Source organism: Streptomyces sp. NEAU-sy36, assembly GCF_013423905.1.
Taxonomy (GTDB): Bacteria; Actinomycetota; Actinomycetes; order Streptomycetales; family Streptomycetaceae; genus Streptomyces; species Streptomyces misionensis.
In genome coordinates, this window is the sequence record NZ_CP058977.1 from 5,057,357 (window position 1) to 5,072,243 (window position 14,887).

At 75.7% G+C, this 14,887-nt stretch carries 3 protein-coding genes; all 3 read right to left on the reverse strand.

Features of this window, described 5'->3' with window-relative positions; all coding sequences use genetic code 11:
• Positions 1-14: 14 nt before the first annotated feature.
• The 3 genes from HZZ00_RS22500 to HZZ00_RS22510 are packed head-to-tail and all read right to left on the reverse strand — an operon-like array spanning position 15 to position 14,858.
• On the reverse strand, positions 15-1,241 hold the full coding sequence (locus HZZ00_RS22500; RefSeq protein ID WP_180328130.1) for a cytochrome P450: 1,227 nt from the start codon (positions 1,239-1,241) through the stop codon (positions 15-17).
• On the reverse strand, positions 1,238-8,506 hold the full coding sequence (locus tag HZZ00_RS22505) for a non-ribosomal peptide synthetase (RefSeq protein ID WP_180328131.1): 7,269 nt from the start codon (positions 8,504-8,506) through the stop codon (positions 1,238-1,240). The genes HZZ00_RS22500 and HZZ00_RS22505 overlap by 4 nt, the downstream gene beginning before the upstream one ends.
• A gap of 58 nt (positions 8,507-8,564) precedes the next feature.
• Positions 8,565-14,858 carry a non-ribosomal peptide synthetase gene (locus tag HZZ00_RS22510; protein WP_180328132.1) on the reverse strand — a complete coding sequence of 2,098 codons (6,294 nt, stop codon included), beginning with the start codon at positions 14,856-14,858 and terminating at the stop codon, positions 8,565-8,567.
• Positions 14,859-14,887 lie beyond the last annotated feature (29 nt).

Consider the following 14,887-nt stretch of genomic DNA (forward strand, 5'->3'; position numbering starts at 1 on the left):
GCGCGGCGCTCCGGTCAGTAGCGGACGGGCAGCGCGGTGAGGCTGCGGTTGAGGAGGGAGGGCTGCCAGGTCAGGGCGCCGGGGTCGGTCAGGGTCAGCCCCGGGTGGTCGCGGACCAGCGTGCCCACCGCGGCGACGGCCACCAGCCGGGCCAGCGCGGCGCCGATGCAGAAGTGGGCGCCGAAGCCGAAGCCGAGGTGGGTGGCGCCGGTGCGGCGCACGTCGAACCGGCCGGGGTCGGGGAAGCGGGCCGGGTCGCGGTTGGCGGCGGCGGTCACCAGGAAGATCCGGTCGCCCGCCCGCAGGGTGTGCCCGTCCAGCTCCAGGTCGCGGACGGTGGTGCGGATCGACATCTTGGACGGCCCGTCCAGCCGCAGCGTCTCCTCCACGGCGCCCTGCGCCAGCCCGGGGTCCTCGCGTACGGCGGCGAGTTGCGCGGGCCGGGTGTGCAGGGCGAGGACCGTGTTGGCGATGAGGTTGCTGGTGGTCTCCCCGCCGGCGAACGCCATCTGGGTGAGCATTCCGACGAACTCCTGCTCGGTGACCGACTCGCCGACCCGGCCCTCCGCCAGCACCTGGCTGATCAGGTCGTCGGCGGGTTCGGCGCGCCGCCGGGCGACCAGGGCGGCGAGGTAGTCCTCCAGGCTGACCAGCGCCTGGAGGGAGGCGCGGTACTCGCTCTCCTCCTGGGCGGTGCCGAGCACGAGGTCGGCGACGCGGGCGTTCCAGTACCAGAAGGCGGCGGCGTCGGTGCGGGGGATGCCGAGCCAGCGGGCGAACACCAGCGCGGGCAGCGGCTTGGCCACGTCGGCCATGAGGTCCCCGGTGCGGCCGGGGACGGCCTTGCGGGCGAGGACGGCCCGGGTGGCCTTCTCGGTGAAGGCCCGGTAGCGGGCCACCGCCCGCGCGGCGAAGGCCTCCTGGAAGACCTGGCGCAGTCTGCGGTGCTGCGGCGGGTCGTTGAACACCATCCAGCGGGACAGGATCCCGAAGGCCCGCTCGGCGTCCTCCCGGGCGCCCTGCGGTACGGCGTCCATCAGGGGCCGCACCCGGTCGGCGGAGACCGCGGGGTCGCGCAGGCAGCGCATCACCTGGTCGTAGCCGGTGACCAGCCAGGCGTGGTGCATCGGGCTCCAGTGCACCGGGGCGTGCTCCCGCAGGGCGTCGAGCCGGTCGTAGGGGTCGGCGATCATGTCCGGGGCGAGCAGGTAGCGCTCCTGGAAGGGGGCGGCGGTGGTCATCGGTTCTCCCCCGTCCGCTCCTGGACCGCGACGAGGATGTCGGCGATGCCGGACACCTGCGGCGCGGCCATCATCGACATGTGGTCGCCCTCGCTGATGTGCAGGGTGAGTCCGTCGCCGGCCAGTTCGCGCCAGCGCTCGACGTAGGTGTCGTAGTCGACGTCCAGGCCCGGCATCGTGCGTCCCCGGGGCAGCCCGGCCGCCTCGCTGCCGACCACGAGGTGGATGTGGCCGGGGTAGGGGCGGACCTCATACCCGGCGAGGGCGGTGAGCAGCGAGTGCCACACCTCGATGGGCGCGTTCTCGACGAGGGCCGCCTCGGCGGGGCTCATGCCGGCGCCGAGCAGGGTGGCGGTGAGTTCGGCGGTGGCCCGGTCGCGCTCCGGGGAGGGCGGCAGCTGCCGGATCCGGTCGCGCTGGCGCCAGGCGGTGCGCAGGTCGTCGGTGACGCCGTTCAGGCGGGCGCGGGCGGCCGGGTTGGGCAGATAGGGCTCGATCAGGACCAGCGGCGCGACCGGATGGCCTGCCCGGTGCAGCTGGGTGGCCATCTCCACGGCGATGTTGGCGCCCATGGACCAGCCGAGCAGGGCGTGCGGACCCTGCTCGCCGCGGTCGGTGATCTCGGCGACGTAGTTGGCCGCGATCCCGGTGACGGTGCTGGGGTCGACCCCGCCGAGCAGTCCGCGCGCCTGGAAGGCGTGCACGGGCCGGCCGGGCGGCAGGGCGCGGGCGAGCGGCACGAACCAGGCGGCGCTGCCGCCGGTGGGGTGCACGCACCACAGCGGCTCCCCCGTGCCCTCGCGCAGCCGCACCTCGGAGGTGACGGCGGCGGGCAGCCCGTCCTTGGCGGTGCGGGCGGCGTGCGCGGCGAGCTGGGCGATGGTCGGGTGCTCGATCAGGTCGCCGACGGAGACCGTGAGGCCGCGGGCGGCGGACATCAGGGAGACCCGGACGGTGGACAGGGAGCTGCCGCCGATGCGGAAGAAGTCGTCGTGGACGCCGATGCGGGCGAGGCCGAGGACCTCGCGCCAGATCTCGGCGAGGATCTTCTCCGCCGGGGTGGCCGGGGCCACGTACTCGGTTTCGGACCGGTCGAGTTCGGCGGGCGGCAGCGGCAGCGCCCGTTTGTCGATCTTGCCGCTGCGGTTGACGGGCAGTTCGTCGAGGAGCACGAACCGGGCGGGGATCATGTACGAGGACAGCGAGGCGCGCAGGGCGCGGCGCAGTTCCTCGGGCGTGGGGCGTCCGGGGCCCCGCGCGACGAGGTAGGCGACGAGCGCGGGTTCGCCGCCGGGCAGGTCGGTGCGGTGCAGGACGACGGCCTGACTCACCTCGGGCAGGGCGCGCAACGCGTGCTCGATCTCGCCGAGTTCGATGCGGAAGCCGCGCAGCTTGACCTGGGAGTCGCGGCGGCCGAGCCATTCCACGGAGCCGTCGGGCCGGTGGGTGCCGAGGTCGCCGGTGCGGCACAGCCGCTCGCCGGGGAGCCCGTAGGGGTCGGGGACGTAGGTGGCGGCGGTGAGCGCAGGCCGGCCGAGGTAGCCGCGGCCGACGGCCCGGCCGCCGAGGTAGATCTCGCCGGGGACGCCCGCCGGGACCGGCTGGAGGTCGTCGTCCAGGACGTGGATGCGGGTGTTGCGGATCGGGGTGCCGATGGGCGGGTGGCCCTGGCCGGGGCTCAGTTCGGCGGCGACGGACCACACGGAGGTCTCGGTGAGGCCGTAGACGTTGTGGAAGCGGCGGCCCCGCGACCAGACGTCGGCGAGTTCGGCCGGGCACGCCTCGCCCGCGACCTGCAACACCCGCAGTTCGGGGAAGTCGTCCTCGCCGAGCACGGCGAGGGCGCTGGGCGGCAGCATGGCGCAGGTGACGCGGGCGCGGCGCAGGGTGCGGGCGAGGTCGGGGCCGGGGCGCAGGTCCTCCTTGGCGGCGGTGACCAGCCGGCCGCCGTTGGCGAGGGACCAGGTGAGTTCCAGGACGGAGGCGTCGAAGCCGAAGGAGGCGAACTGGAGCACCCGGTCCTCGGGGGTGGGGCGGACCAGGTCGCGCTGGCCCTCCAGCATGTTGGACAGGCCGCGGTGCGGCAGGGCGACGCCCTTGGGCGTGCCGGTGGAGCCGGAGGTGTAGATGATGTAGGCGAGGGTGTCGGCGTCGGGTTCGCGGCCCGGCACGGGCTCCAGCGGGGCGGCGGGGACGTCCAGGTGGAGCACGGGACCGTCGAAGGGCACCGTGCCGTCGAGGGACCGCTGGGTGAGCAGGACCCGCATGCCGCTGTCGTCGGCCATGAACCGGAGCCGCTCGGTGGGGTGTTGCGGGTCCAGGGGCAGGAAGGCGCCGCCGGAGCGGAGCACGCCGACGGCGGCGCGCACCAGGTCGGGGCCGCGTTCGGCGCAGATGCCCACCACGGTCTCCGGGCCGACCCCGAGCAGCCGCAGCCGCCGGGCCAGCTGTTCGGCCTGCTCGTGGAGTTCGCCGTACGTCACCCGCTGCCCGTCGTGTTCGACGGCGACGGCGTCCGGGGTGCGGGCCGCGTGTGTCGCGATGTGCTCGTGGAACAGCAGGGGTGAGGAGGGGAGTTCGGGTCCGCGCGCCCACTTGCCGAGCGCGGTGGTGCGGGCGTCGCCGGTCAGGGCGGGCCGGGTGACCCGGGCGTCGGGCGCGGCGACCATGGCCTCCAGCTGGGCCCGGTACACGTCGGCCAGCTGCTCGGCGGTGGCGGGGGCGACGAACTCCGGGTCCACGTCCAGGGTGAAGGCGTTGACGCTGGCGTTGACCAGCAGCGGGAACATGGTCCGGGCGATCTCCAGGGAGTCGTCCCAGGAGTCGTGCGACAGCCGGTGGAAGTTGACGTAGTTGAAGACGGCGTCGGTCAGGTTGGGCTCGGTCGGCCGCAGCCGGGCGATCGCGACCAGCGGCACCCTGCGGTGCGGCAGCATCTCCTGCTCGGCCGCGAAGACGTCCCGCAGATAGGCGCGCCAGCTGCCGCGCGGGCGGGCGACGCCGAACGGCACGGTGTTCAGGAACAGTCCGCGCATCCGGTCCGCGCCGGGCACCTCGGGCCGTCCGTTGGTGACCAGGCCGATGCTGTGGCCGAGCGCGCTCTCGTCGCGGTCGGCGAACAGGCTCATGGTGTGGTGGAAGGCGGTGAGCAGCACGGTGCGGCGGGGCACTCCGGCGTCCTTGGCCAGCTTTCCGATGCGCTCGGCGAGATGGGCGTAGGACCGGCGGACCTCGTGCACCGGCTGCCGGCCGGCCCCGGCGCCCCGGGCGCGCCGCCGGAAGGTCACCGGGCGCAGGTCGGCGAGGCGTTCGCGCCAGTACGCCAGCGACTCCTCGCTGTGCAGGGCGGCCCGTTCCAGGGCCACGTACTCGGCGAACGGCGGAGCCTGCGGGGGCCGGGGCGCGGTGGCGTGGGCGACGGCCTCGCGGTGCAGGGCGAGCAGGTCGGCGACGAGCGAGGTCAGGCTCCAGCCGTCCAGCACGACGTGGCAGTCGGTGAGCACGAGCCGCAGGTCGTGGTCGGTGACGTGGTGCAGGTGGATGCGGACCAGGGGCGCGGCGGACAGGTCGAAGCGGTGCTCGAACTCCTCGTCCACGAACCGGCGCAGCCGGGCCCGCTGCTCCTCGCGGGGCAGGCCGCGCAGATCGGTGTAGCCGACCCGCAGGCGGGCGTCGCGGTGGACGAGCTGGAGGGGTTCGCGGTAGGTGACGAGGTCGACGGAGCTGCGCAGGATGGGGTGACCGGCGACCACCGCGTCCACGGCGGCCTGGAACGCGTCGAGGTCGAAGCCCTCGGGCACGGTGATCTTCAGGTCGGTGACGTTGTGGTAGGCGCCGCGCCGGGGGTCGGCGAGCATCTCGTGCAGCATGCCGGCCTGGAGCATGGTGAGCGGGTAGGCGTCCTCCAGGCCGTCGGGCAGCCGGCCCGCGTCGGCGGGGTCGAGCTGGGAGAACGGGGCGACGGGGGCCGGAGCGTCGACGGCGTCGGTGACGAGGGCGGCGAGGTCGGCGAGGGTACGGGTGCGGAAGACGTCGGCGACGGTGAAGCCGAGCCCGGCGAGCCGGCCGAGGCCGACCAGGCGCAGCGCCAGGATGGAGTCGCCGCCCAGTTCGAAGAAGTTGTCGGTGCGGCCGACGTGTTCGGCGCCGAGCACCTGGCTCCACACCCCGGCCAGCGCCTCCTCCACCGGCCCCCGCGGCGGCACGTGGGCACCCGGTCCGGCCGAGGCGGGGGCGACGGCGGTCAGCGCGTTCCGGTCCACCTTGCCGTTGGCGGTCAGCGGCAGCCGCTCGTGGCGGACGAACAGCGCGGGGACCATGTAGTCGGGCAGGGTCAGCCGCAGCCCCTCGCGCAGGGCGGGCGGATCGAGCGGGCGGCCCTCCGGGGTGACGACGTGGGCGACCAGGCGGGCGGTGTCGCCGTCGCGGCGGGCCACCACGGCCACGTCGGCGACGCCGGGCAGGGCGCGCAGGGCGGTCTCGATCTCGCCGGGTTCGATGCGGTAGCCGCGGATCTTCACCTGGTGGTCGGCGCGGCCCACGTAGGCCAGCTGGCCGTCGGGCAGCACCCGTACGAGGTCGCCGGTGCGGTACATGCGGGCGCCGGGCGCGCCGAAGGGGTCGTGGAGGAAGCGTTCGGCGGTCAGCTCGGGCCGGTTGCGGTAGCCGCGGGCCACGCCGCCGCCGGAGACGTACAGCTCGCCGGTGCTGCCGGGCGGCACCAGCCGGCCCCAGGGGTCGAGGACGTACCCGTGCTGCCCGGTGAGCGGGCGGCCGATCGGGGAGCGGACGGCGCCGTGGACGTCCCGCTCGGTGATGGCGCGGAAGGTGACGTGCACCGTGGTCTCGGTGATGCCGTACATGTTCACCAGGGCGGGCCGGTGCCCCGGGGTGGCGAACCAGTCCCGGTAGTCGCGGACGTCGAACGCGTCACCGCCGAACACCACGGTGCGCAGCGGGAGTTCGGCGAAACCGTGGCCCGTGTCCCGGAGGTGGGCGCGCAGCCCCTTGAAGGCGGCGGGGGTCTGGTTGAGGACGGTGACGCCCTCCTCGCGCAGCACCCGGTGCACGGCGGCCGGGTCGCGGACCTGGTCCGCGCCGAGCACGACCACGCGTCCGCCACTGGTCAGCGGCGCCCACAGCTCCCACACCGAGAAGTCGAAGGCGGGCGAGTGCATCAGCGTCCACACGTCGTCCGGGCCGAAGTCGAAGTGCCGGTCGGCGGCGGCCAGCAGCCAGGCCAGGTTGCCGTGGGTGATCTCGACGCCCTTGGGACGGCCGGTGGAGCCGGAGGTGTAGATGACGTAGGCGAGGTCGTCGGGGGCCGGGCGGACGTCCTCGGTGGCCGCCGCGGTCTCGTGCCGGTCGTCCTCGTCCACCAGGACGAGCCGGGCCGGCAGTCGGTCGACGGCGCCGCGGGTCGCGGTGTCGGTGACGATCCACTCGATGCCGGAGTCGGTGACGGTGAACTCGCGGCGGGCCTTGGGGTGGGAGGGGTCGAGCGGCAGATAGGCGGCGCCCGCGCGCCAGACGGCCAGCAGGGCCACGGCCAGTTCGGGGGTGCGGTCGAGGCAGACGCCGACCAGGGAGCCGCGGGTGACCCCGGCCGCGCGCAGCCGGGCCGCCAGGCGGGAGGCGCGGGCGTCGAGCCGGGCGTAGGTCAGCTCGTGCGTTCCGCTGACGGCGACGGCGTGCGGCGTGCGGGCGATGTGGTCGGCGAGGCGGTCGGGGGCGGTGCGCGGGGCCGGCTGGAGGTCCTCGCCGGTGTGGGCGGGTCCGTCCGGGCCGAGCAGGTGGGCGCGCTCGGCGGGGGTGAGCGGGTCGATGGCGCTCAGCGGCGCGTCGGGGGTGGCGCAGAATGCCTCCAGCAGGTTCACGGTGTGCCGGGCGAGGGCGCCGATCGAGGCCGCCTCGTACAGGTCGGGCCGGTACACGAACGCCAGCTCGGTGCGGCCGTCACCGTCGCGCAGGTCGAGGGTGAGGTCGAACTTGGCGGTGGTGAGGTCGATCCGGTACGGCGTCCCCTCGGCCGCGCCCAGGTCGAAGCGGGCGGCGGTGGTGTCGGTGTGCGTGTAGAGGACCTGGACGAGCGGGTTGCGGGCGAGGTCGCGCTCGGGGCTGAGCGCGTCGACGACCCGCTCGAACGGCAGCGACTGGTGGGAGAACGCCTCCAGGACCCGCTCCCGGGTGCGGGCGAGCAGCGCGGCCGGGGTGGGGTCGTCGGACAGATCACCGCGCAGCACCAGGGTGTTGACGAAGAACCCGACGATTTGTTCGGTCTCGGCCCGCTCGCGGTTGGCGACGACGGTGCCGACGGCGATGTCCCGCTGCCCGCTGTGGAAGGCCAGCGCGGCCTGGAAGGCGGCCAGCACCGTCATGTACGGCGTCGTCCCCGCGCGCCGGCCGAGTTCGGCGAGCCTGCCGGACAGCGCGGGCGGCAGGGTGACGGTGTGGGCGGCGCCCCGCCCGCCGGGGGTGTCGGGGCGGGGGTGGTCGGCGGGCAGCTCCAGCGGGCTGAGGCCGGCCAGCCGGGTGCGCCAGTGGTCGAGGGCGGCCGACTGGTCGGCGGCCCGCTGCCACAGGGCGTAGTCCGCGTAGTCCAGGGGCAGTTCGGGCAGATCGGCGGGGCGGCCCTGGGTCTCGGCCAGGTACAGCTCGGTCAGGTCGCGGACGATCAGGCCGAGGGACCAGCCGTCGGAGACGATGTGGTGCATGCCGAGGACCAGCACGTGGTCGTCGTCGGCGGCGCGGACGAGGGTGGCGCGGAAGGCGGTTTCCCGGGCGAGGTCGAAGGGGCGCAGCGCGGCGGTGTGCGCGGCGGCGGCCAGCCGTCGCTCGCGCTCGGCGCCGGGCGGGGCGCCGGCGTCCACCACGTGGAGGCAGTCGGCGTCCGGCGGCAGGATCCGCTGGTACGGAACGCCCTCGTGCTCGGGGAAGACCGCCCGCAGCTGCTCGTGCCGGCCGGTCAGCCGGGTGACGGCCGCGCGCAGGGCGGCCAGGTCCAGCGGGCCGGTGAGGCGCCAGGCGGCGGGCAGCAGATAGGTGGCGGCGCCGGGGTCGAGGCGGTCCAGGAAGTACAGGCGCTGCTGCGCGGGCGACAGCGGGATGCGCTCCGGGCGGGGCCGGACCCGCCGCGGGCCGTCGTCGCGTACGGCGGTCCGGCCGCGCAGCCGCTGCTCCAGCAGGCGCCGGGCGGCCGGGGACAGTCCGGCGGCCGGGGCCTGGCCGGTGGCGGCGGGGCCGGGGCGCACGTCGGATGTGGTCATGGGGGCACTCCGATCTGAACTCTGTCGGGAGGAAGCCTGGTTCGGGGCGGTGGCGCCCTCAGAAGTCGGCGGTGAGCGAGAGGTCGATCTCGTCGTCGCTCATCTGCGAGATCAGCTCCAGCAGCCGGCGTTCCACCTCGGCGGCGAGGCGGCCCACCGTGGGGTGTTCGAAGAGGTCCCGGACCTGGAGCGGGCAGTCGAAGGCGGTGCGCAGCCGGGAGGCGACCGCGACCGCGCGCAGCGAGTGGCCGCCCAGCGCGAAGAAGTCGTCGTGGACGCCGACCCGGGGCAGGTCCAGCACCTCGCACCAGATCTGGGCGACGACCGTCTCGGCCGGGGTGCGCGGCGCCACGAAGGCGTGCGGTTCGCGTGCGGCGGGCTCGGGCAGGGCGGCGGTGTCCAGCTTGCCCTGCACGGTCAGCGGCAGCGCGTCGAGGAGGACGAGCGCCGACGGCACCAGGTAGTGCGGCAGTTCGGCCCGGCAGTGGGTCTCCAGCGAATCCGGCGACAGTCCGTCGCCCACGACGTAGCCCACCAGGGCGGGCTCGCCGCGCAGGTCGCGCACGACGACCGCCGCGCCCCGCACCCCGGGGTGCCGCCGCAGCACCGCCTCGGCCTCCTTGGGTTCGACGCGGAACCCGCGGATCTTCACCTGGTCGTCGTTGCGGCCGAGGAACTCCAGCTCGCCCGTGGGCAGTCGGCGCACGACGTCGCCGGTGCGGTAGAGCCGGCCGCCGAGCGCGCCGAACGGGTCGGGCACGAACCGCTCGGCGGTCAGCCCCGGACGGCCCAGGTACCCTCGCGCCAACTCCCTCCCGCCGACGAGGAGTTCGCCGGGGACGCCGGCCGGGGCGAGATCGCCCGACGGGTCGACCACATAGGCGTGGCGGCCACCCAGCGGCCGGCCGATGGGCACCCGGCCGGCCGGGACGGTGCCGACCGTGTGCGCGGTGGCGGAGATCACCGCCTCGGTGGGGCCGTAGGTGTTGAGCACGGGCACCCGGGGCAGGTGGGCGAACCAGCGCTCCAGCGGGTCGGCGGGCAGCGCCTCGCCCCCGGTCACCAGCAGCCGCAGGGACGTGAGGCGCGGGGCCAGCAGGTCCAGCCGGGACACCAGTTCCGCCCAGTAGGACGGGGTGAGCTCCATGACGGTGACGCGTTCGGCGGCGACCCGGTCGGCCAGTTCCTCGGGGGCCCAGATCTCGTCCGGGCGCACGATCACCGTGGCGCCGGTGCTCAGCGCGGGCAGGATCTGCTCCAGGGAGGCGTCGAACGAGGTCGAGGCGAAGGTGAGCACCCGGTCCTCCGCGGTCAGCGCGAACCGCTCGCGGGCCGTGGCCACATGGGCGTCGAGGGCGTGGTGTTCGACGCCGACGGCCTTGGGGCGGCCGGTGGAGCCCGAGGTGAAGATGACGTACGCCAGTTCGCCGGGGTCGGCCGTCCGCCGGGGGCCGTCGGGCCGGGGCCGTACGTCCTCCACGGCGACGGCCGTCACCCCGAGGGTGGTGACGAGGTCGCGGGTGTGCGCGTCGGTCACCACGTGCCGTGCCCCGGCCTCCCGGAGCATGTAGCGCAGCCGCTCCTCGGGCAGCCGGGCGTCGAGCGGGACGTAGACGCCGCCCGCCCGCCAGACGGCGAGCATCGCGGCCACGGACCACACGCCCCGTGCGACGCACACCCCGACGGGGTCGCCGGGGGCCACTCCCCCGTCGGCCAGCGCGGCGGCCAGTCCGCCGGTCAGGGCGTCCAGCCGGGCGTAGTCCAGCGTGGTTCCCTCGCAGACGACGGCGGGGGCGTCCGGCCGGCCGGTCACCCGCAGCCGGGGCGCGGCCGGCACCTCCCGGCCCGCCGTCGCCACCAGGACGTCGCGCTCCCCGGGGGACAGCAGGCAGGCGGCGTCGACACGGGCGCCGGGGTCGGCGAGGACGGCCTCCAGCAGCCGGCCGACATGGCGGGCGAAGCGGGTGGCGGTGGCCGCCTCGAACAGGTCGGCGGCGTACTCGACGTTCAGGGCGAAGCCGCCGGGGCGCACCACGAAGGTGGCCGTGAGGTCGAACTTGGCCGACTCCCACGGGAGCCGGAAGTCCGCGGAGTCGAGTCCGGGCAGCCCGGAGCCGCTCGTGGAGCCGTCCTGGACGTCCACCATGACCTGGAACAGGGGGTTGCGGGACAGATCGCGTTCGGGTCGCAGCCGTTCCACGACCCGTTCGAACGGCACCTCCTGGTGGTCGAAGGCGCCGAGCACGACGTCCCGCACCCGGTCCACCAGCGCGGCGAAGGTGGGGCGTCCCGACAGGTCCGTGCGCAGCACGACGGTGTTGACGAAGAAGCCGATCAGGGGCTCCAGTTCGAGGCGTCCGCGGCCGGCGACGGGGGTGCCCACGGGGACGTCGGTCTGCCCGGACCAGCGCGACAGCACGGCCTGGGCGGCGGCCAGCAGCACCATGAAGCGGGTGGCGCCGCGCTCGCGGGCGAAGCCGTCCACGCGCGCCACGAGTCCGGCGGGCAGCTCGACCTCGACCGCGCCGCCCCGGCCGGTGAACGCGGCCGGGCGGGGCCGGTCGGCGGGCAGGTCCAGGGTGGGTGTCGCCGAAAGCGTCTCCTCCCAGTAGGCGAGTTGGTCCTCCAGTGCGCCGCTGTCGGCGCGCTCGCGCTGCCAGACGGCGAAGTCGCCGTACTGCACGGGCAGTGGCGGCAGTCCGGCGGCCCGTCCGGCCCGCCGGGCCGTGTAGTGCCGGGCGAGTTCGTCCAGCAGGACGCCCTTGGACCAGCCGTCGGTGACGGCGTGGTGCAGGGCGAGCAGGACCACGTGGTCGTCCTCGGCCAGCTCCCACACACCGGCCCGCAGCAGCGGTGGGCGGGCGAGGTCGAAGCGGCGCGTGGCGAGGTCCGCGGCCCGCCGCCGTACGGCGTCCAGCCGGGCGGCCTCGTCCGGGCCCGCGGGCGCGGCCTCCCAGTGCAGCGGGACGGCCATGGGGTCGCAGACCTGCTGCACGGGGCGGCCGTCGGACTCGATCAGCGCGGTCCGCAGCACCTCGTGCCGGGCCACCAGGTCGTCCAGTGCCTGCTGCCAGGCGGCGCGGTCGAGTCCGCCGCGCACCCGTCGGCAGTACCAGAGCAGATAGGAGTCGCCGCGGTCGGAGGTGCGGTCCAGGAACCAGAGGCGTTCCTGCGCGAAGGACAGCGGCAGCGGCCGGGTCCGGTCCACGGGGACCACCTCGGTGGTGCCCGACGCGCGGGCGCCGGCGACGCGGGGGGCGAAGCCGCGCACGGTGGGGTGCTCGAAGAGGGTACGCAACTCGACGTCCCGGCCGAGCCGCCCGGCGATCCGGGAGACCGCCATGGTGGCGAGCAGGGAGTGGCCGCCCAGGTCGAAGAAGCTGTCGTCGATGCCGATCCGGTCCACTCCCAGGACGTCGGCCCAGACCTCGGCCACGAGGCGTTCGGTCTCGTCGCGCGGCGCGGTGCCCGCGGGGTCCGCGGCCGTGCGGGACCGCTCGGGATCGGGCAGGGCGTTCCGGTCGAGCTTGCCGGAGACGCCGACCGGGAGGGCGTCCAGGACGACGATGTCCGAGGGCACGGCGTAGTGCGGCAGCTGACGCGCGCACCAGGCCCGCAGCTCCGCCCGGTCGGGTGGCGTCGGCGCGTCGGGGGCGGGGACGACGTAGCCGATCAGGGCGCGTCCGGTGGCCCGGTCGGGGCGGGCAGCGGCAGCGGCGACCAGCGGGCAGGCCCGCAACACGGCCTCCACCTCGCCGAGTTCGACCCGGAAGCCGCGGATCTTGACCTGGTCGTCGCGGCGGCCCGCGAACTCCAGCTCGCCGCCGGGTGTCCAGCGTACGAGGTCGCCGGTGCGGTACAGCCGGTGGCCGGGCGGGCCGTAGGGGTCGGGCACGAAGCGCTCGGCGGTCAGCGCGGGCCGGTTGAGGTAGCCGCGGGCCACCTCGGTGCCGCCGATGAGGAGTTCGCCGAGGACGCCGACCGGAACCTGCCGGTCGTCGGTGTCCACCACGTACACCCGCCGGTCGCCGAGCGGCCGGCCGATGGGCACACTGCCGGCGGGCGGTTCACCGGCGTCGTGGGTGGTGGCGGTGACGGTGGTCTCGGTGGGCCCGTAGGCGTTGCAGACCCGCGCCCACGGCACGGCGGCCCGCCAGACGGCGAGGGTGTCGGCGGGCACCGTCTCGCCGCCGAGGACCAGCAGCCGCAGCGGGGCGAGGGCCGCGGCCAGCCGCCGGTCGAGGCTGAGGGCCAGTTCGGACCAGTAGGTGGGCGGCACGTTGACCACGGTCAGGCCGTAGCGCTGGACGATCTCCGGTACCTGGGTGGGCAGCCAGGGCTCCTCGGGGCGCATCACGACGGTGGCGCCCGAGGTGAGGGCGGGCAGCACCTGGTCGAGGGAGGCGTCGAAGGAGAAGGAGGCGAAGGCGAGCACCCGGTCGTCGGCGGTGATGCCGAGGCGCTGCCGGGCGGCGGCCACGTGGGAGGCGAGCGCGGCGTGTTCGACGCCGACCGCCTTGGGCCGGCCGGTGGAGCCGGAGGTGAAGATGACGTGGGCGAGCTGCCGGGGGTGGGGCCGCGGGCGGGGGCCGCCCGGATCGGGTGCGACGGTCGTGACGTCGACGGTGAGGGGGGCGAGCGGGCCCGCGGCGGCGGCCGTGGCCGGTTCGGCGACGACGCAGTGGAGCCCGGCCTCCTCGGCCATGAACGCCAGCCGCTGCGCGGGCAGTTCGGGGTCGAGGGGCACATAGGCGCCGCCCGCCCGCCAGATCCCCTCGATGGCGGCGACCGACCACAGGCCGCGGCGCAGCAGCACGCCCACCGGGCTGCCCTCGGCGACGCCGGCCTGCCGCAGGGCGACGGCGAGTCCGCCGGACAGGGCGTCGAGTTCCGCGTAGGTGGCGCTGTCGTCGCCGCACCGCAGCGCGGTCGCCTCGGGCCGGCCGGTGAACGCGACCGGTTTCGGGGGCGCGGTGGGCCGGTCGGGGGCGTGGTGCCACTCGGGGCGGGGGCGGGCGGGGGCCCCGGGCCCGGCGGGCAGGGCGCGGGCCAGCTCGTGCACGGGGGCGGCGGGGTCGGCGAGGACGGCCCGCAGCAGTGCCACGTACGCCCGGGCGAACGCGCGCATGGTGGCGGCGTCGAACAGGGCGGTGGCGTACTGGAGGATCGCGGCGATGCTGCCGTCCGTGCGCAGGGTCAGGTCCAGGAAGACGTCGAGGGGCGTCTCGGTCAGCGGCGGCTCGACCAGGGTCACCTCCAGGCCCGGCATCCGCACCGGCCGGATCGGGGAGTTGAGCAGGGTGAAGGAGGCCTGGGCGAGCGGGTGCCGGGACAGGTCTCGGGAGCCGCCCAGCGCGCCGACCACCAGGTCGAAGGGGGCCTCGGCGTGCGAGAGATCGGCCGGCACACGCCCGCGCACCCGCTCCAGCAGCGTGTCGAAGCCGGGCCGCCCGGACAGGTCCGTGCGCAGCACGACGGTGTTGACCAGCGGGCCGATCAGCTCGGCGGCGCCCCGCTGGGCGCGGTCGGCGAGGGTGCTGCACACGGCGACGTCGGTGCGGCCCGACCAGTGGCCGAGGAGCGCCTGGTAGGCGGCGAGCAGCACCATGTAGCGGGTGGCGCGCCGGGAGCGGGCCAGGCCGTCGACGGCGGTGACCAGATCGGCGGGCAGGTCGAAGCGGACGACGTCGCCGGCGCCGTCCCAGCGGCGGGGCCGGGGCCGGTCGGTGGGCAGGTCCAGCGGGGTCAGCCCGGCCAGCCGGTCCCGCCAGTGCCCGAGCAGCCGCTCCAGCCGCTCGCCGGTCAGCCGCTCGGCCTGGGCGCGGGCGAGGTCGGCGTACTGCCGGGCGGGCGGGGCGACGGTCTCCCCCCGGTATCCGGCGGCCAGTTCGTCGAGGAGGACGCCCCAGGACCAGCCGTCCACGGCGATGTGGTGGACCTCGATCAGCAGCAGGTGCTCGTCGTCGGCGACGCGGGCGAGGGTGGCGCGCACCGGGTGCTCGGTCCCGAGGTCGACGGGGCGGCCCAGGCAGCGGGCGTACAGGTCGGCGGGCCCGGCCGCGGTGGTCCTGCGCAGGGTGGGCCCGGCCGGGGCGTCCACGACCGGCACCGGCTCGCCGTCGACGGCGGTGAACCGGGTGCGCAGCACCTCGTGCCGGGCCACGATCCCGCCGAGCGACCGCTCCAGGCGGTCGGCGTCGAGGGTGCCCCGCAGGCGCAGGACCAGCGGAAGCATCGAGCCGGCGGCGGAACCCGCCAGCTGGTCCAGGAACCACAGCCGGCGCTGGGCGAAGGATGCCGTGCGGGTGTCCACGTCGTGCGGTGCCCCCTCGGGGGCCGGGCCTGTTGTCACTGTGAGCCTCCCAGCCGTGTTTCCCAGCA

Bases quoted from the DNA above. Each gene is read 5' to 3' on its own strand.
- HZZ00_RS22500 (WP_180328130.1), bottom strand. From the start codon at position 1,241: ATGACCACCGCCGCCCCCTTCCAGGAGCGCTACCTGCTCGCCCCGGAC.
- HZZ00_RS22505 (WP_180328131.1), bottom strand. From the start codon at position 8,506: ATGACCACATCCGACGTGCGCCCCGGCCCCGCCGCCACCGGCCAGGCC.